Origin of the sequence: Streptomyces boetiae (assembly GCF_031845405.1) — a bacterium.
GTDB lineage: Bacteria > Actinomycetota > Actinomycetes > Streptomycetales > Streptomycetaceae > Streptomyces > Streptomyces boetiae.
Genome location: NZ_JAVREN010000040.1, coordinates 1 through 23790, shown reverse-complemented (window position 1 = coordinate 23790; position 23790 = coordinate 1). Strand labels below are relative to the sequence as shown.

Below are 23790 nucleotides of genomic sequence, written 5' to 3'. Positions count from 1 at the left end.
GCCGATCTTCAACGCCCCCCGCGGCCACCTCAGGGTCTTCCCCGGGCCCCCCGCGGGACGACCCACTCCTACCCCGAAGGCCGTTGCGCATGGCCGGAACTCGTCAGTACTGTCGCCGGGTCCGTCCGGGAGCCGGCGAGGGAGGGCTCGATGCGCGTGCTCATGGTGACGGCGGGGGCCACCGGCGACGTGCTCCCCTACACGGGCCTGGCCGCCCGGCTGGCCGAGGCCGGCCATCGCCCGGTCATCGCCACGCACGGCGACTTCGCGCCCCTGGTACGCGAACGCGGCCTGGAGTTCCGGTCGTTCGGCGACGAGGAGGCCGGGCATGAGGAGCACACCTTCGGCCGCGGCAGCCGCGAACTGGTCCCCAACGCCAGGCGCACCGCCGACCTCGTCCGCAACCTGGACCACGGCATCGAGGCCATGCGCGCCGTGATGGCCGAGGGCGCGGACGTGGTGCTGCTGTCCACCACCAGCACCCCGCTGGGCTGGCACGCCGCCGAGGCGGCCGGCGGCCTGCCGACCGTCGGCGTCTTCCTCCAGCCCGCGCACCCCACCCGCGAGTGGCCCCCGGCCTTCCTCTCCGGCCGCCGCTCGCTGGGCGGTTGGGGCAACGCGGCGGCGGCCGGCGCCGCGCACGCCGCGATCGACCGGGCCACCGCCGGGGCGGCGAAGCGCTTCCGCGCCCGGCACGGCCTGCCGCCCGTGCCCGCCCGCGCGTTCCGCCGCCGCGTGGAGGAGCGGCACTGGCCCGTCTGCTACGGCTTCAGCCCCACCGTGGTCCCCCGCCCCGCCGACTGGCGGCCGGGCCTGGAGGTAGTGGGCTACTGGTGGCCGCGGCGCCCCACCGGCTGGGAACCCCCGCCCGGCCTTCAGGAGTTTCTGGAGGCCGGGCCTCCGCCGGTGCTCATCGGCTTCGGCAGCACCGCGATCGACGCCGGACACCGCGGCCGGGTGGCCGAGGCGCTGCGCGGCGCGCTGCGCCTGGCGGGCGTGCGGGGCGTGGTGCAGTCCGGCTGGGCGGGCCTGTCCGTGGCGGACGACCACGTCTTCCCGGTCGGCGCCGTGCCCCACGACTGGCTGATGCCGCGGGTCGCGGCGGTCGTCCACCACGGCGGAGCCGGCACCACCGCCGCGGCGCTGCGGGCGGGCGTTCCCGCCGTGACCGTCCCGGCCGGAATGGACCGGCCGTTCTGGGCCGAGCGGCAGGTCGCGCTGGGCACCAGCCCCGGCTGGGTTCCCATCGCCCGCCTGGGCGCCGAGCGCCTGGCGGAGCTGATCCGCCGCGCGGTCTCCGGGAAGGGCCACCGGGAGCGCGCCCGCGAGGTCGCCGAGGCCCTGGCCGCGGAGGACGGCGCCGCCCGCGTCCTGGAAACGGCCCTCCGCGCCGCCGCCCCCGCCGGCTGAACGCCCGGCCTCCCTGCCCTCCCGGTCGCGCTCGCGCCCCCGCCCCGCGGGCCGTCCGGCCCGCGGGGCGGGGGCGCGCCGGCTCAGCTCACCCAGTCGTCGTCCCCCGGCCGCGCCGCGAAGGCGTGCCGCCCGCGGTCGCGCACCGCCGTCGTCCCGTGTCTGCCCGCTGCCTCGTCCATGTCCTTCTCCTCTGCCCGTCGGGGCCGCCGTCCCATGGCGGCTCTTGTCACCGATTCCAGCGCCCCGGGCCTTGATCGGCACCCCCCTTCCGCCACTCCGATCAATCCTGTAGCCGCAGGTCACGGGCCCCCGGCGCGCTCCCAAACCCTCCGGCCGGGCGCGGACAACGGCCGCGAGCCGGACCGTTCGGGCCGCGCCTGTCGTACGCTGCCCAGGGGCGCGGCCGGGGGGCCGCCGGGGATGCGACTGTGGGGGGCGGTGCCCGATGGGCCGTCGGGAAAAGCCGCTGGATCCGACGGCGGGTCCGGTGGCGCGGTTCGCGCTGGAGCTGCGGAAGCTGCGCCGGGAGGCCGGGAGCCCGACCTACCGGACGATGGCCGGGCGGGTGCCCTACGGGGCGGCGACGCTGTCGGAGGCCGCGGCCGGTGAGCGCCTGCCCTCGCTGCCGGTGGCGCTGGCGTACGCGCGGACCTGCGGCGGGGAGGAGGCTCACTGGGAGGAGCGCTGGCGGGAGGCCCGGCGCGAGGAGGACGCCCGGCAGGCGCGGGAGGCCGGGAAGGCCGAGGAGGAGTTCGGCGCGCGCTCCCCCTACCCCGGGCTGGCACGTTTCGAACCGGCCGACCACGAGCGGTTCTTCGGCCGGGAGGCGCTGGTGGCCGAGGTGGTGGAGCGGGCGCACGCCCGGCGTCTGGTGGTGCTGGCCGGGCCCTCGGGCTGCGGGAAGTCCTCGCTGCTGCGGGCCGGGCTGATCCCGGCGCTGCGCGGGGAGTCCGACGGGGCGCGGCGCCCGGCGGCTGTGCGCATCCTCACGCCGGGCGCGAACCCGGCGTGCACGCACGCCCGCGCGCTGGTCCCGGCGGAGGGAGAGGGGCCCACGTGGGTGCTGGTGGACCAGTTCGAGGAGGCGTTCACCCTGTGCCGGGAGGCCGGGCGGCGGGCGGCCTTCCTCGACGCGCTGGCCAAGGCGGCGAACGCGGCGGACGGGACGGACGAGGCCGGCGGGGGCGGCCGGCTGCGGGTGGTGCTGGCCGTGCGGGCGGACTTCTTCGGGCGGCTGACCGAGCACCGGGACCTGGCGCTGGCCACCCGCGAGGCGACCGTGCTCGTCGCGCCGATGAGCCCCGCCGAGCTGCGCCAGGCCGTCGTCGGACCGGCCCAGGCCGAGGGCCTGATCGTGGAACGCGCCCTGACCGCGCGGATCCTGGAGGAGGTGGACGGCCGCCCCGGCGGCCTCCCGCTGATGTCGCACGCGCTGCGCGAGACCTGGCGCCGCCGCCGCGGACGTTCGCTGACGCTGGAGGGCTACGAGGCGGCCGGGGGCATCCGGGGCGCGGTGGCCCGCACGGCCGAGGAGCTGTGGACGGCGCTGCCGCCCGCGCAGGCCGAACGCGCGCGGCTGGTGCTGCTGCGGCTGATCGCCCCGGGGGACGGCGCGCAGGACACCCGGCGCCCGGCGCCCCGGGCCGAGCTGGAGGACGGCCGCGCGGCCGAGGTCGCCCCGGTGCTCGAACGCCTGGCCCGCGCCCGCCTGATCACGCTGGACGGGGAGTCGGCCGAGCTGGCGCACGAGGCGCTGATCACGGCCTGGCCCCGGCTGCGGGACTGGGTGGAGACCGGGCGGGAACGCCTGCGGCTGCACCGCGGGCTGACCGAGGCCGCCGCCGCCTGGGAGGCGCTGGACCGCGACCCGGGGGCGCTCTACCGCGGCACCCGCCTGGCCGCCGCGGAGGAGGCATTCCCCGGGGACACGGACGGCGCCCCGGACGAACTGACCGCCGGGGAACGGGCGTTCCTCGACGCCGGGCTGGCCGCGCGGGAGGCCGAACGCGCCGCCGCGGCCCGCGCCACCCGCCGCCTGCGCGCCCTCACCGCGGCCCTGGCCTGCCTCCTGGCCGCCGCGGTCGTGGCCGCGGGCAGCGCGCTGTGGCAGCGGCAGAGCGCGGTCGAGGCCCAGCGGGAGGCGGAGTCGCGCCAACTGGCCGCCCAGTCCGCCGCCTTCCTCGAGAGCGACCCCGACCTGGCCTCCCTGCTCGCCGTGGCCGCCTACCGCACGCACCCCACCTCCGAGGCGACCGCCGCCGTCCACGCCGCCTCCGCCCTGCCGCTGCGTCACCGCCTGCCGGGGCACGCGGGGGGTGTGCGCGCGGTGGCCTTCGGCCCCGGGGGCGACCTGATCAGCGTGGACGGGGCGGGCCGGACGCGCTCCTGGAACATGGACAACGGCGGCGCCCGGTCCCCGGCCGGGGCGGCGGCGCCCTCCGGCGTGGTCGGCCCCGCGCTGCTGAGCCCGGACGGCGCGCTGCTGGCCGCCGAGGAGGGCCTGGGCAACCTGCGGATCCGCGAGGCCGCCTCCGGACGGCTCCTGGCAACGCTGGAGGAGGTGGAGGACTTCGCCACGCCGCTGGCGTTCACGGCGGACGGCGCGGTCCTGGCCACGCACGGGCCCGGCTCGGTGCAGCTGTGGGACACCTCCACCGGGCGCCTGCGCCGCACCGTCACACCGCCGAGCGCCGGCCTGGGGACCCTGGCCCTGAGCGCCGACGGCGACACGGTGTTCACGGACGAGGTGGGCGGGCCGGCACTGCTGGACACGGTGACGGGCGGCGTGCGCTTCCGTGTCGGGGAGCGGAGCGGCCTGACCGTCGCGGCGGCGTTCAGCCCGGACGGCGGAAGCCTGATCACCGTCCGCGAGGACGGCGTGATCCGGCGGTGGGACGGGGAGGACGGCACCGAGTTGCCCGCCCTCGGCCGGGTGGACGGCCCGCTCGCGATGCCCGACGCGGACGGGCGGGACGGTGAGGCGTTCGGCCCCGGCGCCGCCGGCCTCCTGCCCCTGCTGGCCTTCTCCCCCGACAGCCGGGCCCTCGCCGTCTCCGCCCCGGACGGCACCGTCCGCGTCCTGGACGCCGAGAGCGGGGACCTGCGCGCCACCCTCACCGGACACGCGGGAGAGGTGACGGCCCTGGCCTTCGGGCCGGACGGCTCGCTGCTCGCCACCGGAGGCGACGACGGCACCGTCCGGGTCTGGGATGTCGGCTCAGGACCGCGCGCCTCCCTGACCGGGGCCGCCGGGATTGCGGACGCGGTGGCGTTCACCCCGGACGGCGAGGCCGTGGCCACGGCGAACGCCTCGGGACAGGTCCGCCTCTGGGACGCGGCGAGCGGCGCGCCCCTCGGCACCTTCCCGGACGGCGGCCCCGACGGCGGCGCGGCCCCCGGGCCGGGCGGCGTCGGCCCCGACACGGGCGGCGTCCCCCCCGAGGGCGTCGGCCCCGAGGCCGCCCCCGCCGACCGGCTCGACCTCAGCCCGGACGGCCGGCGCCTGGCCGTCCTGGGCACGGACGGCACGCTGCGGCTGTGGGACACCGCGACCCGGCGCCAGGTGGACGCCCGCCCGCTGGAGGACGCCTGGGGGCCGGTCGCCTTCGGCCCCGACGGGACCACCCTGGCCTCCGTGCACGGGGGCGGGGGCCTGCTGCGGGTCCAGGACGCCGCCACGGGGCGGCCGTTGGCCGCCCACGAGGACGAGCACGAGGACGGGGGCGTCATCGACACGGCGTTCAGCGCGGACGGCACGGCCCTGGCCACGCTGTACGAGGACGGCAGCGTCCGGGTGCGGAAGGTGGACGGCGGCGAGCAGGTCGCCGCCCTGGAGGACGCCCCCGGCGGCGGGGGCGGAAGCTCCCTGCCGGGCGTGGTGTTCGCCCCGGACGGCCGGACGCTGGGCGTGGTCCGGCCCGACGGCACGGTCCTGCTGTGGGACACGGACACCGGGAAGGTCCGCACCCCGCTCGCGGGGGAGACGGACGACACGCGGTCCCTGGCGTTCGGCCCCGACGGCACCGTGCTGGCCACGGGCAGTGGCGACGGCACCGTCCGGCTCTGGGACACCGTCACCGGCCGCCCGCGCGCCGAGCTGCCCGGGGGCTCCGGGCCGGTCCTGGCCCTGGCGTTCTCCCCGGACGGTTCCTCGCTGGCCACGGCGCCCCGGGACGGGTCCGTGCTGCTGTGGGAGGCCGCCCTGCCCAGTCCGGCCGAGGCCGTCCGGCGGCTGTGCGACGCCCTGGGCCGCGACCTCACCGCGCAGGAGCGCGCCGCGCACGTCCCCCCCGACGCGGCCGGCTCCGCGTGCCCCTCCTGAACGCCCGCCGACGTGGCCGCTGGTTGCTGACACCGTGTGAGGCCGTGGAGCAGCCGCGCCGTGTTCACCATCGGAATGTTCACCATCGGGGACTTCGCCCGGCACGGGGGCGTGACGGTGCGGATGCTGAGGCACTACGACGGCCTCGGCCTGCCGCGCCCCGCCCGCACCGGCCCCGTCACCGGCGACCGCTGCTACACGGCCGCCCAGCTCACGCGGCCCGACCGCATCGTCGCCCCGAAGGACCTCGGCCTCACGCTCCGGCAGGTGCGCGGAATCCTCGACGAGCGCGTCGACGCGGCCGAGCTGCACGGCATGCTGCCCAGGTCGCCGCCGCGCCGGACGCGCGGTACGACTTCGCCGTCGTGGACCTGCCGCCCATCGAGCAGGCCGCCACGCTCCTGCACCGGGGGTCCATGGAGCACCTGGTCTCCAGCCTCCAGGCCATCGCCCGCTGGACGGAGACCCACGGCTACCTCCCCCAGCCCCGGGGGCTGGGAGGTGCCTCCATGCCGGCCATGGCCCGGGAGGTCCACCACGAGACCCCGGGGCCCGGCCGGAGCGCCTGGGTCACCGAGGTTCAGGAGCCGGTGACCCGCGCCGCGTGACGTGAGCGGTGCCGGGCCCCGGGGTGGACGCGCCCCGGGGCCCGGTCCGCCGAAGGATGTACGGCGTTCTCCTCCGCGAACCTGACGACCCGGCGCCGGCCCAGATCCCATGATGAGCGGACAACCAGCCGATGCCCCAGGGGGTTTGCATGACCACCGCGGACGAGGCGCGCGCCGGCGCGCCGCCGTTGACGACGACCACGGAGCCCGCGTTATCCGCAGGGCGGCGGCTCCCGGTCCTGGACGTGCTGCGCGGCGTGGCCATCCTCGGCACGCTGCTGACCAACGTCTGGATCTTCGCCCACCCGGCCGGCGAGTGGGGCGTGCTCAGTGATTCCTCCGCCATGGTCAGCCTGAACGACCTGCTGCGCGATCCCTCCCCCGCCCTGGCCGCCGAGTGGGCCTTCCGGTTCCTCGGCAACGGCAAGGCGCTCGGGATGCTCACGCTGCTCTTCGGCGTCGGGCTGGCCATCCAGTACCGCTCGGCCACCGGCCACGGGGGGCGGTGGCCGGGCCGCTACCCGCGGCGCGCGTTGTTCCTGCTGGCCGAGGGAACGCTGCACTTCCTGCTGATCTTCGCCTGGGACGTGCTGATGGGCTACGCGGTCACCGCCCTGGTGGTGGCCTGGCTGCTGGCGCGCTCGGAGGCGGCCCGGCGGCGGGCCATGCGCTGGGCCGCGGGCGCGCACGTCGCCCTCGTGCTGCTGCTGACCGCCGCGCTGCTGGCCGAGGACGGCGAGGGCGGGGGCGACGCCGGGTACGGCCGGGCGGCCGAGGTGTACGGGCACGGCGGCTACCTGGAGGTGGTGGGCTTCCGACTCGAGCACGCGCTCGCGCTGCGGATGGAGCCGGTGATCACCTTCGGGCTGCTGCTCTTCCTCTTCCTGCTGGGCGTGCGGCTGTTCCGGGCGGGGGCGTTCGGGGACGACGCGGCGGGGCGCCGGCTGCGGCTGCGCCTGTGCCGCTGGGGCCTGGGGGTCGGCCTGCCGCTGAACCTGGCCACCTCGCTCGGCGGCTCCGACTGGGCGCTGGCGGACCGTTACCTGGCGGCGCCCTTCGTGGCGGTCGGCTGCGTGGGCCTGGTCGGCGCGCTGGTGGACCGCGTGCGCCGGCCGGGGGCGTTGACCGCGGCGCTCGGCGCGGTCGGGCGCACGGCCCTGTCCTGCTACGTGCTCCAGAACGCCCTGTGCGCGCTGCTGTGCTACGGCTTCGGCCTGGGCCTGGCCGCCCGTCCCGGCACGGACGGGTCCCCGTGGTGGGTGATGGGCGTGTGGGCGGGGGTGTGCGCCGTGTTGCTGATCGGCGCGCCCCTGTGGCTTCGCCGCTTCCGGCACGGGCCGCTGGAGGCCGCGCAGAAACGCCTGCTCCGCCGCTGACGCGAAGCCGGCCCGGCGGGTGCTACATCCGGCGCACCCGCCGGGCCAGCATGTTGCCGACGACGAGGTAGACCAGGGCGGCCAGCCCGTAGCCGCAGACCACGCGGGCCCACTCCTCGTCGAAGGTGAACATGTCGTGCGACCAGGCCGCCAGCCAGCGCGCGAGGTGCTCCAGCAGGTTGACCAGGTCGTTGGCCGGGTTGGCGTCGAGCAGGTACATCACCAGCCATAGGCCGATGACGGTCGCCGCGACGTCCGCGGCGACCGCGATGGCCGTGGCCGCGGGACCGAGTCTCACGTTTTTTGCGGACATGACATGCCGAGTGGCCGCGGACCCGCCCGCCCAAACCGCCCCGGGTTGCGGGCAACGGCACGGCGGGCGCCGCCCGCGCCGGGCCGTCGGCTGCGGTCCGGGGCGGGCGGGCGCCGGCACGCGGATCAGAGGAGCGCGGTGGTCCCGGAGAGCGCGCGGCCGAGGCGGAAAGCGACGGACCCCGGTGGGCCTGGCCGGGGCCGGGCCGGCGGCGGACACGCGGGCGGTGAGCGTGACGGCGTGCGGGACATCCGCGCGGCGGAGGGAAAGTTCGCCCGGGGCGTGTCCGCGAAGTCCCGCGGGCGCGCGACTTCGCGGACACGCCCTAGCCGCCCCCGGGGGCGGCCTCGCCGCCCGGGGCTCCCGGCGGCGGTCCCCCGGCGATGGCGTCGGCGGGATAGACCAGCACCCGGCACTCCCCGCACTCCTGACCCGCCGGCGTCGTCACCAACTGAAGGTGCAGACACGGACCGGCCACGGCCGGCGCGTGCTGTGCGTCCATGGACCGACACCTCCCTCTTCGCAGCCGTCGGACCACCCAGAGTCGCGAACCGCCCCTGCCCTCGGCCACCCCTCTTGCCACGACGGCCCGCGCGTCGTAAGGGAGCGCGGCACTCAGGGCGTTGGGCGGGTGGCGGTGACGAGCCAGGAGGCAGCGCCGAGGAGAACGCCGTCGGACGTCTCGAAGCGGAGGAGGGCGCGGCGGGCCGCGTCCATGGCGCGTTCCGCCGTGTCCGGGTCGACGGCGGCCAGGAGCTCGCGCAGGCGCGGACGGCCGCGCAGGAACGTTGCTGCATCGGAGGCGTCGGCGCCGAGCCACAGCGGGTCGGTGACGGGGACGATGCGGATTCCGGAGAGGGCGGCCTTCTCGAGGAGGTCCCGGACCCGCTCGGGGTCGGCCAGGGAGAACGGCCCGGGCGCGGCGCCGTCCTCGGCGCAGGGCAGGTCGAGGTGCTCGGCGAGGGCAGCGTCCACGACGGTCTGGAGGTCGTTGCGGCCCGGCGCCTGCCAGCACAGGAACGCCAGGCGCCCGCCGGGGCGCAGCGCGCGGCGGAGGTTGGCGAAGGCGGCCGGGGGGTCCTCGAAGAACATCACGCCGTACTGGCTGAGGACGACGTCGAAGGCGGCCGGGGGGAAAGGGTGCTCCTGGGCGTCGACCCGGCCGAAGCGGAGGTTGCGCAGCCCGGCCGCGGCGGCGCGTTCCCTGGCGTGGTCCAGCATCGCCTCCGACAGGTCCACGCCCAGGACACTGCCGGCGGGCGCGCGTTCGGCCGCGGCGCGGGCGGTGGCGCCGCAGCCGCAGCCGACATCCAGCACGTGGTGGGCCCGCGCGATGCCCGCGGCGGCCAGGAGCCGGACCGTGTGGCGGGCTTGCATGGCCGCGTAGCGCGCGTCGTGGGCGACGCGGTGGCGGGCGCTGTCGCCGTTCCACAGCTCTTTCTGCTCCGCGTTGGCCATCGGAATCCCCCTCCGTCGCGGGCCCTGTCGATCGCGGCTCGGTGAGCACCCTAGCCCCGGGCCCCTGGCTCGGGCCCCTACCCGCGCGGGCCCGGCCGCCATCCCTGCGCGTCCGGGTCCTGACCTTGCGTAGCGGCGGGGTTTCCGGCCCGGCGCCCTGGGCACCCGGTGCCGCGCACCAGCGGTCGCAGAGAAGCGGGCCGCAGAGAAGAAGACCGCGAGACAAAGACCGTCAACGCGGAAGGAGGAGAACCATGTTCCGCGCCATCGCCGACATTCTCCGCTCGATCGGCGGCGTCCTCGCCGCCGTCGTCTCCCTGCCGTTCCGGGCCGTCGCCCGCCTCTTCGGGGGCGCGTCGAGCAGCGTCCACGGGCGCCGCCACTGAGCCACAGCCTCGACGTCAAGTAGCCGTCCGCGCGCACACGTTCACGAAGCGGAGCACTTGCCTCCGCTATGCGCCCCCTTCTGCGCCCGGTGTGCTTCCGGGGGTACCGCATTTCGCCCCCCCGGCGCGCCGGGGGACGTGAGGATGTCGTGCGGACGCCCTGCGGGGGGCGTTCGCATCGCGAGCACAAGTGGCTGCCCCAGGAGGCAACAGACGTGATCCGGTTACTGCTCGTCCACGACGACTACCTGCTGCGGTGCGCCTTGAGGTCCCTGCTCACCTCGGCCGAGGACATCGACGTGGTGGCAGCCTCGTCGCGGGATGTGGCCCACGAGGCCGCGCGGCGGCCGGCGGACCTGGTCCTGCTGGACGTGGACTGTCCCGGCTTCTCCGCCCTCGCGGGGATGGGGAAGCCGCAGCCGTGGGACGGGATGGCCCGCTCGGGGCTCGTGGTGATAGCGCCGACCGGCAGACCGGGCCTGCTGCACCGGGCATTCGAGGCGCGCGCCCTGGGCTACGTCAGCAAGGACGCGCCGCCCGAGCGCCTGCTGGACGCGATACGGCGGGTGGCGCAGGGAAGCCGGTACGTGGACGACGCGCTGGCGCCCGACTTTCTGAGCGCGGCGCGGATGCCGCTGACGCCGCGCGAGCTGAACGTGCTCTCCCTGGCCGCCGACGGGGCCTCGGTCTCCGAGATCGCGGGAACGCTGTGGCTGGCGGAGGGCACGGTCCGCAACTACCTGGCGGCGATCATCCGCAAGACCGGCGCCCGCAACCGCGTGGACGCCATCCGGATCTCACGCCACGCGGGCTGGGTCTGAGGGGTCGGGCCGGGGCGCCTCCGGATCCTTGCGGCCGGGGGGTGCCCAGCCCGCCGCCAGGTCGCGGTAGAGGGGCGAGCGGGCCAGCGCCCGGGCGTGCGTGCCGGTGACGTGGTCCTCTCCGTCCAGGACGAGGACACGGGAGGCCCGGCGGGCCGAGCTGATCCGGTGGGCGACGACCAGCAGGGCGCCGCCGGGGCGTCGGGCGAAGGCCCGCTCCGCCCGCGCCTCGGCTGCCGGGTCGAGGTGGCAGGTGGCCTCGTCCAGCAGCACGAGCGGGGCGGGAGCCGCCCAGGCGCGGGCCAGCGCCAGCAACTGGCGTTCCCCCGCGGAGAGTTCCTCCGGCGCGACGCGGCCCCCGGGCCCGCCGAGGCGTTCGACCACGGCCTCCGCGCCGACCGCGCGGGCGGCTTCCAGCAGGGCCGCGTCCGGGGTGGGGCCGGGGCGGAGGTAGGCGAGGTTCTCGCGGACGGTGCCGGTGAAGACGTAGGAGTCCTGGGGCAGCAGCACCCGCAGCCGCGCGGCCTCGGCCGCCCCGAGCCCCGCCGCCGGGCGGCCGTTGAGGAGCACCTCCCCCGCCGTGGGCGCCAGCAGCCCGGCCGCGAGCGCGGCCAGCGTGGACTTGCCCGTCCCGCTCGGCCCGACCACGGCGAGATGCCCGCCGGCGGGCAGCACCAGGTCCAGCCCGCTGAACAGCGCCTGGGAGCGGCCTCCGTAGGCGAAGCGGAGCCCGCGCAGTTCGAGCGCGGGCGGGGCCCCCGAGCCGGAGGCGGCCCCGGCCACCGCGCCGGGGGCAACGCCCGCGGCGGGCGCGGTCGATCCGGGTACGGCCTGCGGTGCAACGCCCCGGGCTAGCAAGGCCGTTGGGGCGGGCGCTGCCTCCGGCGCGGCGTCACGGCCGGCGCCCCGGGCAGTGCTCTCGGCCACGCCGGGGGCGGCGTCCCATGCGAGGCCCCGCGCCGGCCCGGCGGCCTCGTCCGGAGCGGCCTCGGCGGCCGGGGGCCCGCACGCTTCGGGTCCCCGGCCGACGGGACGCAGGCGGGTCAGGACGACCTGGAGGCGCGTCAGGGCGCCGGCCACGCCGTCCATGAGGGTGTGGAGGGCGGGGAGCAGGGCCTGGCTGAGATAGGTGAGGGCGCCGGCCAGCGCCCCTGCCGTGACGCCGCGTTCCAGCAGCCAGGGGGCCGTGAGCAGGAGAAGCGGCAGCGGCAGGTGGCCGCCGAGGCCGAGGGCGAGGGACCGGAACAGGCCCCAACGGGCCAGCGCCCGGGCGGCGTTCAGCTCCCGGGTCACGCGCTCCCCGGTCTCCGCGGCGGCACGGTCCTCCGCGCCGCAGGCCGTGATGTCGCGCAGGCCGGCGAACGTCTCACCCAGGCAGGCCGCCAGCGCCTCGTCGGCCTCCAGAACGGCGCGCTGGCGCCGGGCCAGCGGGGGCAGGGCGCAGCCGAAGACGGCCAGGCCGAGCAGCAGCGGGGGCAGCACGACCAGGAGGAGGGCGGGCGCGAGCGCGGCGAGCCCGGCCACGGCCCCGGCCAGGGTGAAGACGAACGTCTGGGCGACCAGGATCAGCCCGGCGAAGCTGTCGCGGGCCAGCTCGGTCTGGTGGCCGAGCCGCGAGACGACGCCGGGGGCGGAGGCCGTTCCGCGCAGGGCGTCCTCGGCGACGCCGGTCACCAGCCGGTCGCGCAGCGGCTCGACCAGCCCGGCCACGGCGCGGTGGACGCGGGCCGCGCTGAGCGCGCCGAGCGCGACGCCCGCGGCGGTCAGGGCCAGCCAGCGCAGCCCGGCGGCCGGGTCGCCGGCGAGGAAGCCGCGGTCGAGGGCGCGGGCGACGCCGAGGCCCATGAGGAAGGTCTGCGCGGACTGGAGCAGGGACCAGCAGGCGAGCGCGGCCAGCGCCCGGCGGCGGCGCAGCAGGAAGCGCAGGCCGGAGCGGGCGAGCCGGGGCCCGGCCCCGGACTCGGCGGTGGGCTCGGCGGTGGGCTCGGCGGTGGGCTCAGGGGCGGGCGGCGCGGCCATCGCGGACCCCCTCCCCCTCGTCGGCCTCCCCCTCGTCCGCGGCGCCCGGCTCGTCCGAGGCCCACAGGGCGCGGTACTCCGGCAGCCGCCACAGCTCGTGGTGCGGCCCGAGCGCGCGCACCCGGCCCCCGTCCAGCCAGGCGACGAGGTCGGCGCGGGCGGCGGTCGCGGCGCGGTGCGCGACGACCAGCCGGGTGCGGCCCCCGGCCTCGCTCATCAGGGCGCGGCCGACGCGCAGTTCGGTGACGGTGTCCAGGCTGGAGGTGGCGTCGTCCAGGATCAGCAGCCGCCCGTCGTGGGCGAACGCCCGTGCCAGACCCAGGCGTTGAAGCTCCCCGCCGGAGAGGGGCGCGTCGGCGCACGGGGTGTCGTAACCCTCGGGGAGGGTGCGGATGAACGCGTCGGCGCAGGCGGACCGCGCGGCGGCGGCCACGCGCCCGGGGGCGGGCCGGGCGGGGCCGTAGCCGATGGTGCCCGCCAGGGTGCCGCCGAGCAGCGCGGGCCGTTCGAAGGCGTAGCCGACGGCCTCGCGGAGCTCGCGGCGGGTCAACGCCCGCAGCGGCACGCCGTCCAGCAGGACCTCCCCGGCGTCGGGGTCGGCCAGGCGCCCGGCCATGGCGGCGAGCAGGGACTTGCCCGTGCCGGAGCGGCCGACGACGGCGAGGGTGGCGCCGCCGGGAACGTCCAGGTCGAGGCCGTCGAGGACAAGGCGGCCGTCGCGGGCGGCGGTGACGCCGCGGAGCCGGAGGCGTCCGGCGCCGGGGCGGGGCAGGGCGGCCTCGCCGTGGCGGACGGGGGCGGCGGCCAGCACCTCGCCGATGCGGCGGCCGGCGCCGCGGGCCTGGACGACGCGGTTGACGTGGCCGACGCAGACGCCGACGGCGGAGGCGAAGGAGGCGTAGCGGGCGGCGGCCAGCAGGCCGCCGGTGGACAACTGCCCTTCGGACAGCAGGAGTCCGGCGGTGGCCAGGACGGCGAGCTGGAGGAGCGGGGAGAGGGCGGCGGACCGGCCGGTGGCGCGCGCGGTGACGTGCCACATCCGGTGTCCCTGGGCGGAGAGTTCGGGCAGCGGGGCCAGCACGCGGTCACGCTCGCGCCGCAGGGTGCCGGCGGCGGCGATGGTGGTGGCGCCGCGGGTGGCCTCCACCAGCCGGGCGGCGATGGCGGCCTGGGCGCGCTGGTAGCGCTCCAGGGCGTCGGCGGTCGAGCGGGCGAAGGAGCGCAGGAGCAGCGCGAGCAGCGGGAGCCCGGCCAGCAGGACGGCGGCCAGGCGCCAGTCGAGCAGGGCGAGGGCGAGGAGGCCGCCGACGGGGGCGGCGGCCCCGGCCGCCGCGGCGGCGAGGGCGGCGGGGGCGGCGCCGGCGTGGGCGGCGTTGAGGGTGGCGCGGGTGGCCAGGTCGCCGGGGGCGAACGGGGCGGCGCCGCGCGGCCCGAGGGCGAGGGCGTGCCCGATGAGGCGCCCGCGCAGCCAGGCGGCGGCCCGCGCGTCGGTCGTTCCGGCGAGGACGGAGCGGGCGGCGCCCGCGGCGAGTTGGGCGCCGGCCAGGCCGGCGCAGGCCAGGGCCCAGCGGCGGGCGCCGGGCGCCCCGGCGAGCAGGGTGTCCACGGCGCGGGCGAGCGCGGCGGGCAGCAGCAGGGCTGCTGCGGTCTCGGCCAGGCCGAGCAGCAGCAGCCAGGCGGCGCGGGCGGCGCCGTGCCGGGCCGTCGCGCGCAGGACCGAGGGGGGCTCGCCCGGGGCGGCGGGCCGCTCCCCCGGGCGCGGGGCGGCCGCCCCGCGCGACGGTGCGCGCGGGGCGGCCTGGGGTCCGCTGCTCAGAGGCACAGGATGGTGCTGTGCGAGCTGTGGTTGTTGCAGATCAGCAGGCTGAGGCTGCTCTCGCCGCCGCCTCCGCCCCCACCGTCGGTGGCGGTCTCCGGCTCCATGGACTGAAGGTCGAGCAGGGACATGGGGTTTCCTTCCGTCGTCGATCTCATGACGTGGTGCGGTGTGGTGCGCTGTGGTGCGGTGGTGCCTTCAATCGGTCCCCCGTGCGCCTCCGCCGTCCCGCGGCGGAGGAATCTGTGGGCCGCCGCCGGGGGGCGGCGGCAGGAAGGGCAGGCCGGGCGCGCGCCCGCCCGTGTCGCCGCGGTGGGCGGCGGCCAGGGCGAGGAGGCAGCCGGCGGTGCCGGTGGCCAGGTCCATCGACAGGCGCATCATCTGGTCGCCGGGGAAGGCGAGTCCGCCGCCCCAGGGCATGGCGTACCAGTCGAGCGCGGCGGCCTGCGCGTCGAGGTCGGCGGCCGTGACGCCGGGCGTGGCGGTCCTGGCCAGGTGCCAGATCATCCCGGCCCGGCCGCGGAAGAGGCCGGGCTGGGCGTAGTAGCGCAGCCTCGCGGCGGGCAGGATCGCGGCCCGGGCGGCGGCCAGGCGCTCGTCGGCGCGGTGGGCGAGGTAGTCGTCCAGGACGGCGGCGATGCCGACGCTGCCCTCGGCGAGGTAGGGCATGGTGCGGGTGCCCTCGTCCACGGCCAGGGTGCCGTGGCTGTCGGCGCGGCAGTGGGCCAGGTCCCGGGTCAGGGCCGCGGCGGCGAGGTCGAGCAGGCCGGGGGCGCGGGTGCGTTCGTAGCGGCGCACGAAGAGCAGGGCCGCGCCGCTCGCGCCGCGCATCAGCCCGGCGCGCGCCCGCCCGGGCGCGGGGCGCGAGGGGTCCCCGGGGCTTCCGGGTCGGGTGGGGCCGGGCGGGTCCCCGAGGCGTTCGGCGGCCAGGTCGGTGACGCGCTCGGCGTGGGCGGCCAGGGCGCTCTCGCCGGTGGCGGCGGCCAGCTCGTCCAGGACGAGGCCGATGCCGGCCAGGCCGCCGTGCAGGTGGGCGGGCAGGCGCTCCCAGCGCTCGCCCAGCGCGCGCTCTGCCAGGTCGAGCGCGGCCTGCCGGTGGCCCAGCCCGTGCCGGGTGTGGACGACGCCGAACAGGCCGTCGTACAGGCCCAGGGGGCTGCCCTCGGGGGGCGCGGCGGCGCGGCGCAGCAGCCAGCGTTCGCCCTCCTCGTGGCGTTCGGCGCCGCCTGGCGCGAACTGGGCGGGGTCGCCGGGGTAGAGGCGGTCCTCCCGCTCGGGGGTGGCGGAGGCCAGGATCGCGCGGACCAGGGCGTCGCGCAGGCCGGGCCAGTCCGCGGGCGCGGGGCGCCGCGCGGCGGCGGGGGCGGGGGTCGGGGCGGCGGATATGGGGGCCGCGGGCGAACGGCCGTTCCCGGCGCCGCGGATCTCGGCCACGGCCTCGTCGAGGAACGCCCCGGGCAGTGTGGGGAATTCGCGCGCGGCCACCTCCGCGAGGTGTTCGGCCTTGGCGGGGTCGATGGCCAGCAGCGAGGTCATGGGCAGGAACAGGGCCAGCCGCAGGCAGGCCAGGGCGTAGCGGTCGACGGCGTAGCCGGTGCGGTCGGCGGGTGCGACGAACCCGGGGTGGGCGACGATCTGGCGCGGGTTCTCGTCGGCGGGCGCGGCGGCCTCGAAGTCGAGGAGCGAGACGGTGCGGCCGTCGGGGGCGACCATGACGTTGAACATGTGCAGGTCGTTGAAGACCAGCCCGCGGCCGTGGAGGGCGGCGACGGCGCGCTCGACTCCCGCGTGCACGTCCAGCGCCCAGCTCGCGTAGTCGGCGAGGCGGCCGGGGTCGGGGGCCTCGGCGAGCAGCGGATGGCGTTCGGCGAAGAAGGAGTTGAGGGTGCGCCCCGGGAGGTGGTCCATCACCAGGAAGCGGTGCTCGCCGAGTTCGAACCAGTCGCGGACCGCCGGGGCCACGGAAAGGCCGGACACCCGTTCCAGGGCGGCCCGTTCGCGCTTCAGGCGGGTGACGGCGTCGGCGCCGTCGGCGGCGAGGCCGGCGTGCGGGCGGGCCTCCTTGAGGACCACGCGCTCGCCGGTGCGCAGGTCGGTGGCGCGGTAGACGCCGCCGCCGTTGGAGAAGTGCAGGGCGCCCTCGATGCGGTAGGGCAGGTCCCCCAGGACGACGCCGTCGCGGGCGGCGAGGTGGGGTTCGAGGAAGGCGGGCAGGGTCACCCACTCGGGCAGGGAGAAGACGGGGGTGCGGCGGTCGGGCACCAGCCGGCCCCAGTCGTCCTCGATGGCGGGGACGAGGGAGCCGGAGCCGTTGTCGCACCAGCGCGGGACGAAGGCGCCGTAGCGGACGTAGAGCGGGCCGCGGCCGATCCGCAGGTCGGTGAGGATGTACGGGCCCTCACCGCCGTCCAGCAGCTCGCCCAACTCGGCGAGCAGCACCTCCAGTCGGTCCTCGTCGGCAGGGTAGAGGGTGGCGAATTTGCCGCTGAGGTGGCGTTCGGCGTACTTGGAGTTGCGCAGGTAGAGCAGTTCGCGGGCGGGGACGAACTTGAAGGGGATGCCCCGCGGCACGCAATGGTCCCAGACCTTCGCGGCGGTCTTGTCGGCGTTGGCCAGGGTCGCGGAGACGTGCACCTTCCAGCCCTGGGCGGGCATCGGGGCGGCGCCCCCCTCGCCCGGGGGCGGGGGCATCAGGTGGAGCCAGTCGCCGGAGCGGCGGGCGCTCCACCCGGCGGGCACGGGCCGCTGCGCGGTCTCGAACCAGCCCTCGGGGTGCGTGCCGCCGGGGGCGGCGGGCGCGGCGGCGCGGTCGGGCGTTTCGTAGAAGTGCCGGTCGACCAGGCAGAAGACCTCGTACCGCTTGTCCACGCCCCCTCCTCGCCTCTCGTCGTCCGCGGTGCGTCCGGGCGGTCCCCGGCACGTCAACGAGGGTTCCAGCGGCGGGAGTCGGCGGACAGTGGCGGCTGTCACGGAAAAGGCATGCGGAACGCACGGGTGGTGACGAATGCCTGATCAGACGTCATATGCCAGTCGCACGGCCGGAGTCGAGCAGCGGGCGAAGGGCGGGCGCTCGGGTGCGCGGGGGCGGGGCGTTCAGGCGCGGCGGGCGACGACGAGCAGGCAGCGCGGGGCGCCGTCCGGGCGGCGGCCCAGGGCCTCCAGCGGCAGCGTCTCCGGGGCGAACCCGGCCGCCGTCAGGTCGCGCAGCACGTCGGGGAGCCGGAAGGTGCGGTAGTACATGACGAACGGCGGGCGCCACAGGGCGTTGCGCACCCGCATGGCCGCGTCGAAACCCCACAGCGCCCAGTAGGCGCGGGAGCCGACGCGCGGCGGCGCGACGAGCGGGAAGGCGAAGCGCCCGCCGGGCCGCAGCGCGGAGCGGACCGAGGCGAAGAGCGCGGGCCGCTCGGCGGGCAGGAAGTGCCCGAACGCGCCGAAGCTGACGGCGAGGTCGAAGACCGGCCGGACCGGCAGCGCGCGGGCGTCGGCCCGCACCCAGTCCACCCCGTCGCCGGGCGCGGCCCGGCGCGCCACCTCCAGCATCCCCGTGCTGATGTCCACGCCGGTCACCCGTCCCCGGCAGATCTCGCGCAGCACCGCCGCGCCCGCGCCGGTGCCGCAGCACACGTCAAGACCGTCGCCGAGGGGCCCGAGCCCGCGCAGCGCCCCGCCCACGGCGTCCAGGACGGCGTCGGGGGTGCGGAAGGGGGTGCGGTCGAACTTCGGGGCCAGCAGGTCGTAGCCGCGCTCGACAGAGGACAGGGCCTGCACGGCCAGCTCGCGGAGGGTCGGACCCTGGGGGGAGAACACGCGGCCACCGTAGCCGTTCGCCGCGCGCCGGGGCCCGTTCGCGTGGCGCGACGCGAGGGGCCCCGGGCGCGGGCGGAACGGCCGTGCCCCGGGGAGGGGTCAGGAGGGCAGCAGCAGGTAGTCCGGGTAGTTGCCGGGCAGCCGCTCCTCACGCGGCCCGCGCGTGACGGCGCGGGTCAGCAGCTCGCCGCCGACGACCGCCCCGCGCCAGGAGTTGCCGTGCCCGCCGAAGCGCTCCTCCCGGTCGCCGCGCGAACGGGGCTTGTTGATCCCGACTTTGAAGGCCCGGATCTCCTGGGCCAGGCGCCCGGCCGTGGACTCGTCGTCGCAGGACAGGGTTGCGACGAGCGCGCCGTTGGAGGCGTTCATCGAGGACAGCAGCTCGGCCTCGGTGTCCACGACCACGATGGTGTCCACCGGCCCGAAGGGCTCCGCGTGGTGCAGCGGGGAGGAGGGCGGCGGGGCGAGGATGGCCGCCGGCGCCAGGTAGGCGGAGGTGTCCTGGCCGGGCAGGAAACGGCCGTCGTCCAGGCTGCCGCGGTACAGCGGCAGGCCCCCGGCGGCGATCGTGTCCTCGGTCAGCCCGGCCAGCTCCTTGGCCTTGGCGTTGTTGATCAGCGGCCCGAAGTCCAGCTCGGGGAAGGGGTCCTCGGGCGCGGCCACGGCCAGCGGGTGGCCGAAGCGGATCTCCCGGACGGCGCCGAGGTAGGCCGCGAGGAAGCGGTCGAGCAGGGAGCGCTGCACGACGAACCGCGGGTAGGCCGTGCAGCGCTGCTTGGCGTACTCGTAGGTCTTGCGGAGCTGGCCGCCCAGCAGGTCCCAGTCGCTGTACTCCCACACGCCCCAGGTGTTGAGGCCCTCCTGCTCCAGTATGTGGCGCCGGTCCAGGCCGGAGAGGGCAGCGGCGATCCGCGCCCCGGCCCGCCGGCCGCCGACGAAGGAGACGCAGCCGACGTGCGGGGAGCGGACCAGGGCGTCGTTGAGCCGGGCGCCGCTTCCGCTGATCAGGGTCAGGGGCAGGCCCTCGCGGGCGCCGAGCGCGGCGGCCAGGGTCAGGCAGGAGAGGCCGCCGTTGGTGGGGACCTTGGCGACGGTGGCGTTGCCGGCCAGGACCTGCACGAGCATGGCGTGCATCAGCACGCTCATGGGGTAGTTCCAGCTCGCGATGTTGGTGACGGGGGCGTCGAGGGCGACGCGGCCCTCCAGGTGCCCGGGGGCGGCGTCCACGTACCAGCGCACGCCCTCGATGCAGCGGTCCACGTCGGCGCAGGCCAGCCGCCAGGGCTTGCCGATCTCCCACACCAGCAGCAGGGCCAGCAGGTCGCGGTGCTCGGTCATGGCGTCCAGCGCGGCGGTCACGCGCGCTCTGCGCTCGGCCAGCGGGACGCGGCGCCAGCGCTGGTGCTGGTCATAGGCGGCGGCCACGGCCCGGTGGGCCTCGGCGTCGTCCAGGAACGGCGGCCCCGGCAGGTCGGTGCCGTCCACGGGCGAGACGGCGGGCTGCGGAACGCCGTCGCGCTGCCAGGCGCCGGCCCACAGGTTGCGCGCCCGGTCCTCGTCGAACGCCTCGGGCGCCGCCCGCAGGCAGCGGGCGTAGGTCTCGTCCCATGCGGTGCCGGCCTTCAGCGTCAGGCCCGCGGGGTGTGAAGGTCGCATCATCCATCCTTCGGGGGTCACCGCGGCCGCCTCTCGACGGTCGGTGGCTGGGGCCCTCGGCCCTGGGGAACGGTCGGCTCCCCGGGCGCGGGCACGGCCGCGGACGGCGCCGTCCCCGGCGCCGTGGAGTGTCATGTACCCGGCCGAGGAGCCGGGACCACCGAACTCACGCCCCCGGAACCAAAGGTGTGAGCCTGCTACAACGCCCGGGGTCACGCCTGGGAGATCCCGCACATTGGCGCGCGCCGGGTGAGCACGCCCCCGCTTCGGCTTGCGCGCCGGGCGCGGGAGGAGAGGGAGCGTGCGGGGCGCCGGGGCCGGTAGGTTGGCTCCGGAGAGCCGTCGTGCGATCACGATACGCATCGGCGGGCGCTGAGGTGTGGCGGAGGTGGCGATGGAGCCGGCGGAGAACGGGTGCCCGGGGCCGCACCGGCAGTGCCAGGCGTGCACGGGGCAGCGGATGGAGTTCCGCGAGACGCTGTACGTGCCGGACTCCGGAAGCCCGCAGGGCGTGGTGGCCCCGCACGTGTGCTGGTACTGCCAGGGCCGCGGCTTCTACTGCCACGGCCCGCGGCGCTGCACGCCCGAGCCGCGCTAGGGCGGACAGACGCTAGGGGTGGTCCCGGGGTGAACTCCCGCCGTCCGGCGGGCAGATGGACGGTGAAGGCCCGCGCCGGGCCCTCGCTCCCCCACGTCCCTTCCGGAGGAATCCGTGAGATTACCCCTCAGACGCTCCGCGCTGTCCGCCGCCCTCCTGGCCTGCCTGTCCGCCGCCGCACTGCTGCTGGCCGCCCCCGGCCAGGGCGCCGCGGCCGAACGCGCGCCCGCGCCGAGGGCGTTCGGCGCCCAGGAGCTGGCCGCGGCGAGCGCCGCCGTCCGCGCGGCCGACGTGCCGGGCACGGCCTGGGCCGTCGACCGGGCCTCGGGCCGCGTCCGCGTCACCGCCGGCCCCGAGGTCCCCGCCTCCGCGCTGGCCGCGTTGCGCCGGGAGGCCGGCGACCTGGCCCCCGCCCTGGCCCTCGAACGCGCCGCGGCGCCGCTGCGGCCGTTCGTCAGCGGCGGCGAGCGGGTGTACTCGCCGGGCGGGCAGTGCACGGCCGGCTTCAACACCGTCTCCGGCTCCGCCGCCTACCTGCTGACCGCCGGGCACTGCACCACCGGCCTGCCCACCTGGTACACCGACCCCGCCCTGACGATCCCGATCGGCCCCTCGGTCGGGAGCAGCTTCCCCGGCAACGACTTCGGCCTGATCCGGTACACCAACCCCGCGGTGCCGCACCCCGGCACGGTGGTCTGCAACGGCCGCGAGGTGGACATCACCGGCTGGCGCAACGCGACCGTGGGCATGACCATCTGGATCGCCACCCCCACCGGCTGCCGCTCCGGCACGGTCACCGGCGTCAACTTCACGGTGAACTACGGCGGCGGCCAGATCGTCAGCGGCCTGACGCGCACCAACGCCTGCGCCGAGCCGGGCGACAGCGGCGCCCCGGCGTTCTCCGCGCCCTACGCGATCGGGCTGGTCTCCGGCGGCAGCGGCAATTGCTCCGTGGGGGGAACGACCTACCTCCAGCCGGTGGGCGAGGCGCTGGCCGCGTACGGGCTGACACTTCTGTAGCGGGACGGGAGGGGCGCCCGGGCGGGCGGAGGAGTAGGCTTGCGCGTGAAGTTAGGCTTGCCTAAGTTTCGCCCGACGCCGAGGAGTGCGCGTGTCCGACCGAACCGGCCCCCGGGCCGCCCCGAAGGTGAACACCGCGCGGGTGCTGCGCGCCGAGCGCGTGACTCCGCACGTGATCCGACTCGTGCTCGGCGGCGAGGAGCTGCGCGACTTCGCCGCCAGGAGCGACACCGACCAGTACGTCAAGATCCTCTTCCCGGTCCCGGGCGTGGACTACCCCGAGCCCCTCGACATCGCCGCCGTGCGCCGCGACCTGCCCCGCCACGCCTGGCCGCGGACGCGGACGTACACGGTGCGCGCCTGGGACCCGGAGGCCCTGGAGCTGACCATCGACTTCGTGCACCACGGCGACGCGGGGCTGGCCGGGCCCTGGGCCGCGGCGGCCCGGCCGGGCGACCCGGTGAGCTTCCTGGGCCCCGGCGGCGGGTACGCGCCCGCCCCGGAGGCGGCCTGGCACCTGCTGGCGGGCGACGAGAGCGCTCTCCCCGCCATCGCGGCGGCCCTGGAGGCGCTGCCGGCCGGGGCGGTGGCTCGGGTGTTCGTGGAGGTGGCGGGCCCCGAGGAGGAGCAGAAGCTGGACGCCCCGGCCGGCGCGGAGATCCGCTGGCTGCACCGGGGCGCGGGCCGCGTCGGCGACGCACTGGTCGCGGCGGTCACCTCGGCCGCGTTCCCGCCGGGTCCGCCCCAGGCGTTCGTCCACGGCGAGGCCCACTTCGTCAAGGAGCTGCGCCGCCATCTGCGCCAGGACCGCGGCCTGCCGCGCGAGGCCCTGTCCATCTCGGGCTACTGGCGCCGGGGCAGTGATGAGGACGGCTGGCAGGCCGGCAAGGCCGAGTGGAACCGCCAGGTCGAACGCGAGCAGGAGACGGCCCACGTCAGGGACTACCCGGCCTGAGCCGGGGGCCGGGTCGGACACGGCCCTCCTGACCCGGCGGCCCGGGGCCGCGCCGTGCCTCTCGGGAGTTGCCGGCCGGCCGCGTGCCCTCCGCGTGGCGGTGTCGCCAGTGACCGTCGCCCGTGGCCTGCCCGGATCGGTGCGGCCAGGGTGCCGTCAGGCGCCAGGGCGCTGGGCGATCGCGTGTTCCAGGACGCTGCGCAGTTCCTCGAAGCGTGGCTGCTGCCACCGGTCGAAGCAGACTGCCTTCGGGCTGGCCGCCGCCTTCCTGAGGTGGTGGAACGACCAGCCGCCGAACGCCCGGTCCTGGGCGCCGATGATGTGGATGAACCCCGGGTTCCAGTAGCCGGCCGGGCGCCACTGGACGGCCACGACGTAGCCGATCGGGGCTTGCAGTGAGGCCGACGTGCGCCGACGCATTCGGCCGAGCAGTCCCTCAGGGGTGATGGTGACGAAGCGGCCGTCGAAGCGGACACAGCCGTCCCTGCCTCTGGCCTCCATCACATCCCCTCCCCAGCCGTCGGCCGACGCGGCCGGCACCTGCCCGGGAAATACCCCTGATCGGCCGGTCTCATCCGAGGAAGGACCGGCGTCCGCGCAGCCGGGGCCGGCCGCCGGGACGGACCGGGCCGGCGTCCGAGGCACGCGGGCGTTGGCGGCGGGTCTGGGCGGCGAGGCGGGTCACCGGGGGAACGCCGGCCAGGCGGCAGACGGCCACGTAGAGCAGCAGGGGGTGGGTGAACGGCGCCGCGTCCTCCGGCCAGTGGACCAGCTGCGCCGGGCCGTCCCCCGCCGCGCCACGCCCCCCGTGGTGGCGCGGCGCGGCGGGAGTCTGGTGCGGCGCGCGCTGCGTGTGCGCGCCGGGGCGGACGGCGTTGGGCCAGTAGCGGGCCGTGGCGGGCCAGTCGAGGCCGATCTGGGAGTCGGGGGGCACCACCCACCACCACAGGGCGGAACAGGCGAAGACCGCGCCGCTGCGCGGGAGGCAGCCGAGGATGCGCCGCCCGTGATCCTCGGGGATGCCCACGGCGTCGCCCGCCGTGCCGGACGGGGCGGAGGCGGGCAGGGTCAGGCCGGCCGGGGCGCTGCCGGACGCGGCCCGCGCGCGCGAGGGCGCTGGGCGCACGAGGCCGGGCTGACGCTGGTCCATGCCGCCGCCGCGCTAGGGGCGGCGGCCGTGGGCCGCCGCCCGCTGGGCGGGGACGGGGGCGGCCGGCGGG

General features: G+C 77.4%; 20 protein-coding genes and 1 pseudogene. 10 read left to right on the top strand and 11 right to left on the bottom strand.

All coding sequences use genetic code 11. From position 1 onward, the window contains the following. The first annotated feature begins 150 nt into the window (after window positions 1–150). From RM780_RS21705 to RM780_RS21690, 5 genes and pseudogenes are all read left to right on the top strand, one after another. Complete coding sequence (locus RM780_RS21705) at window positions 151–1410, top strand: glycosyltransferase (RefSeq protein WP_311632515.1); 1260 nt, start codon at window positions 151–153, stop codon at window positions 1408–1410. A 490-nt stretch (window positions 1411–1900) separates the two neighbouring features. Next, window positions 1901–5734, top strand: coding sequence for an nSTAND1 domain-containing NTPase (locus RM780_RS21700; RefSeq protein ID WP_311632514.1), 3834 nt, complete (start codon window positions 1901–1903; stop codon window positions 5732–5734). A gap of 75 nt (window positions 5735–5809) precedes the next feature. Continuing rightward, window positions 5810–6055, top strand: a pseudogene (locus RM780_RS27980) (MerR family transcriptional regulator); the annotation flags it as partial. A gap of 44 nt (window positions 6056–6099) precedes the next feature. Next, on the top strand, window positions 6100–6342 hold the full coding sequence (locus RM780_RS27975) for a hypothetical protein (RefSeq protein WP_449657204.1): 243 nt from the start codon (window positions 6100–6102) through the stop codon (window positions 6340–6342). Between the two features lie 149 nt (window positions 6343–6491). Next, the gene (locus tag RM780_RS21690) at window positions 6492–7718 is read left to right on the top strand and encodes a DUF418 domain-containing protein (protein ID WP_311632513.1); all 1227 of its coding nucleotides are present in this window, start codon (window positions 6492–6494) and stop codon (window positions 7716–7718) included. Window positions 7719–7740: 22 nt separating this feature from the next. Here RM780_RS21690 and RM780_RS21685 read toward each other — a convergent pair whose 3' ends face one another. From RM780_RS21685 to RM780_RS21675, 3 genes are all read right to left on the bottom strand, one after another. Beyond that, window positions 7741–8031, bottom strand: coding sequence for a hypothetical protein (locus RM780_RS21685; protein WP_394813044.1), 291 nt, complete (start codon window positions 8029–8031; stop codon window positions 7741–7743). Window positions 8032–8356: 325 nt separating this feature from the next. Next, the gene (locus RM780_RS21680; protein WP_311632511.1) at window positions 8357–8533 is read right to left on the bottom strand and encodes a hypothetical protein; all 177 of its coding nucleotides are present in this window, start codon (window positions 8531–8533) and stop codon (window positions 8357–8359) included. Between the two features lie 113 nt (window positions 8534–8646). Further along, window positions 8647–9489, bottom strand: coding sequence for a class I SAM-dependent methyltransferase (locus RM780_RS21675; RefSeq protein WP_311632510.1), 843 nt, complete (start codon window positions 9487–9489; stop codon window positions 8647–8649). Between the two features lie 254 nt (window positions 9490–9743). On the opposite strand from RM780_RS21675, the gene RM780_RS21670 reads away from it, so the two are divergent. After that, on the top strand, window positions 9744–9875 hold the full coding sequence (locus RM780_RS21670; RefSeq protein WP_311632509.1) for an LPFR motif small protein: 132 nt from the start codon (window positions 9744–9746) through the stop codon (window positions 9873–9875). A 215-nt stretch (window positions 9876–10090) separates the two neighbouring features. Further along, window positions 10091–10696, top strand: coding sequence for a response regulator transcription factor (locus RM780_RS21665; protein ID WP_311632508.1), 606 nt, complete (start codon window positions 10091–10093; stop codon window positions 10694–10696). Here RM780_RS21665 and RM780_RS21660 read toward each other — a convergent pair. The 6 genes from RM780_RS21660 to RM780_RS21635 form a co-directional block, all read right to left on the bottom strand. After that, window positions 10673–12715 (bottom strand): ABC transporter ATP-binding protein, encoded by a 2043-nt coding sequence (locus RM780_RS21660; protein WP_311632507.1) that lies wholly within the window; start codon window positions 12713–12715, stop codon window positions 10673–10675. The two genes, RM780_RS21665 and RM780_RS21660, sit on opposite strands and share 24 nt — an antisense overlap. After that, on the bottom strand, window positions 12693–14537 hold the full coding sequence (locus RM780_RS21655) for an ATP-binding cassette domain-containing protein (RefSeq protein WP_394813043.1): 1845 nt from the start codon (window positions 14535–14537) through the stop codon (window positions 12693–12695). The genes RM780_RS21660 and RM780_RS21655 overlap by 23 nt, the downstream gene beginning before the upstream one ends. Next, window positions 14528–14662, bottom strand: a complete 135-nt coding sequence (locus tag RM780_RS21650; RefSeq protein WP_311632506.1) for a SapB/AmfS family lanthipeptide — start codon at window positions 14660–14662, stop codon at window positions 14528–14530. The genes RM780_RS21655 and RM780_RS21650 overlap by 10 nt, the downstream gene beginning before the upstream one ends. 67 nt (window positions 14663–14729) lie before the next feature. Next, window positions 14730–17399: a class III lanthionine synthetase LanKC gene (gene lanKC, locus RM780_RS21645; RefSeq protein ID WP_311632505.1), complete on the bottom strand. Its 2670-nt coding sequence runs from the start codon at window positions 17397–17399 to the stop codon at window positions 14730–14732. Window positions 17400–17624: 225 nt separating this feature from the next. Beyond that, window positions 17625–18341 carry a class I SAM-dependent methyltransferase gene (locus RM780_RS21640; RefSeq protein ID WP_311632504.1) on the bottom strand — a complete coding sequence of 239 codons (717 nt, stop codon included), beginning with the start codon at window positions 18339–18341 and terminating at the stop codon, window positions 17625–17627. Window positions 18342–18440: 99 nt separating this feature from the next. After that, window positions 18441–20000: an aldehyde dehydrogenase family protein gene (locus tag RM780_RS21635; protein ID WP_311632503.1), complete on the bottom strand. Its 1560-nt coding sequence runs from the start codon at window positions 19998–20000 to the stop codon at window positions 18441–18443. Between the two features lie 385 nt (window positions 20001–20385). Here RM780_RS21635 and RM780_RS21630 point away from each other — a divergent pair, with 385 nt between their 5' ends. The 3 genes from RM780_RS21630 to RM780_RS21620 all read left to right on the top strand — a co-directional run bounded on the left by RM780_RS21630 (window position 20386) and on the right by RM780_RS21620 (window position 22570). Next, complete coding sequence (locus tag RM780_RS21630) at window positions 20386–20595, top strand: hypothetical protein (protein ID WP_311632502.1); 210 nt, start codon at window positions 20386–20388, stop codon at window positions 20593–20595. Between the two features lie 114 nt (window positions 20596–20709). After that, on the top strand, window positions 20710–21615 hold the full coding sequence (locus RM780_RS21625) for a S1 family peptidase (RefSeq protein WP_311632501.1): 906 nt from the start codon (window positions 20710–20712) through the stop codon (window positions 21613–21615). A gap of 91 nt (window positions 21616–21706) precedes the next feature. Beyond that, window positions 21707–22570 (top strand): siderophore-interacting protein, encoded by an 864-nt coding sequence (locus tag RM780_RS21620; RefSeq protein WP_311632500.1) that lies wholly within the window; start codon window positions 21707–21709, stop codon window positions 22568–22570. A gap of 156 nt (window positions 22571–22726) precedes the next feature. Here the strand turns inward: RM780_RS21620 and RM780_RS21615 are convergent, their stop codons facing one another. Together RM780_RS21615 and RM780_RS21610 are read right to left on the bottom strand one after the other, a co-directional pair. Next, a complete protein-coding gene (locus RM780_RS21615) occupies window positions 22727–23071 on the bottom strand; it encodes a DUF4429 domain-containing protein (RefSeq protein WP_311632499.1) in 345 nt (114 codons plus the stop codon). 70 nt (window positions 23072–23141) lie between these two features. Continuing rightward, entirely contained in the window at window positions 23142–23720 is a 579-nt protein-coding gene (locus RM780_RS21610; RefSeq protein ID WP_311632498.1) for a hypothetical protein, read from the bottom strand. Between the last annotated feature and the right edge of the window lie 70 nt (window positions 23721–23790).

Excerpts from the sequence above, each read along its gene's own strand:
- RM780_RS21705 (WP_311632515.1), top strand. The coding sequence starts at position 151 with ATGCGCGTGCTCATGGTGACGGCGGGGGCCACCGGCGACGTGCTCCCC.
- RM780_RS21690 (WP_311632513.1), top strand. The coding sequence starts at position 6,492 with ATGACCACCGCGGACGAGGCGCGCGCCGGCGCGCCGCCGTTGACGACG.
- RM780_RS21685 (WP_394813044.1), bottom strand. The coding sequence starts at position 8,031 with ATGTCCGCAAAAAACGTGAGACTCGGTCCCGCGGCCACGGCCATCGCG.
- RM780_RS21680 (WP_311632511.1), bottom strand. The coding sequence starts at position 8,533 with ATGGACGCACAGCACGCGCCGGCCGTGGCCGGTCCGTGTCTGCACCTT.
- RM780_RS21675 (WP_311632510.1), bottom strand. The coding sequence starts at position 9,489 with ATGGCCAACGCGGAGCAGAAAGAGCTGTGGAACGGCGACAGCGCCCGC.
- RM780_RS21670 (WP_311632509.1), top strand. The coding sequence starts at position 9,744 with ATGTTCCGCGCCATCGCCGACATTCTCCGCTCGATCGGCGGCGTCCTC.
- RM780_RS21660 (WP_311632507.1), bottom strand. The coding sequence starts at position 12,715 with ATGGCCGCGCCGCCCGCCCCTGAGCCCACCGCCGAGCCCACCGCCGAG.
- RM780_RS21650 (WP_311632506.1), bottom strand. The coding sequence starts at position 14,662 with ATGTCCCTGCTCGACCTTCAGTCCATGGAGCCGGAGACCGCCACCGAC.
- RM780_RS21635 (WP_311632503.1), bottom strand. The coding sequence starts at position 20,000 with ATGATGCGACCTTCACACCCCGCGGGCCTGACGCTGAAGGCCGGCACC.
- RM780_RS21615 (WP_311632499.1), bottom strand. The coding sequence starts at position 23,071 with ATGGAGGCCAGAGGCAGGGACGGCTGTGTCCGCTTCGACGGCCGCTTC.
- RM780_RS21610 (WP_311632498.1), bottom strand. The coding sequence starts at position 23,720 with ATGGACCAGCGTCAGCCCGGCCTCGTGCGCCCAGCGCCCTCGCGCGCG.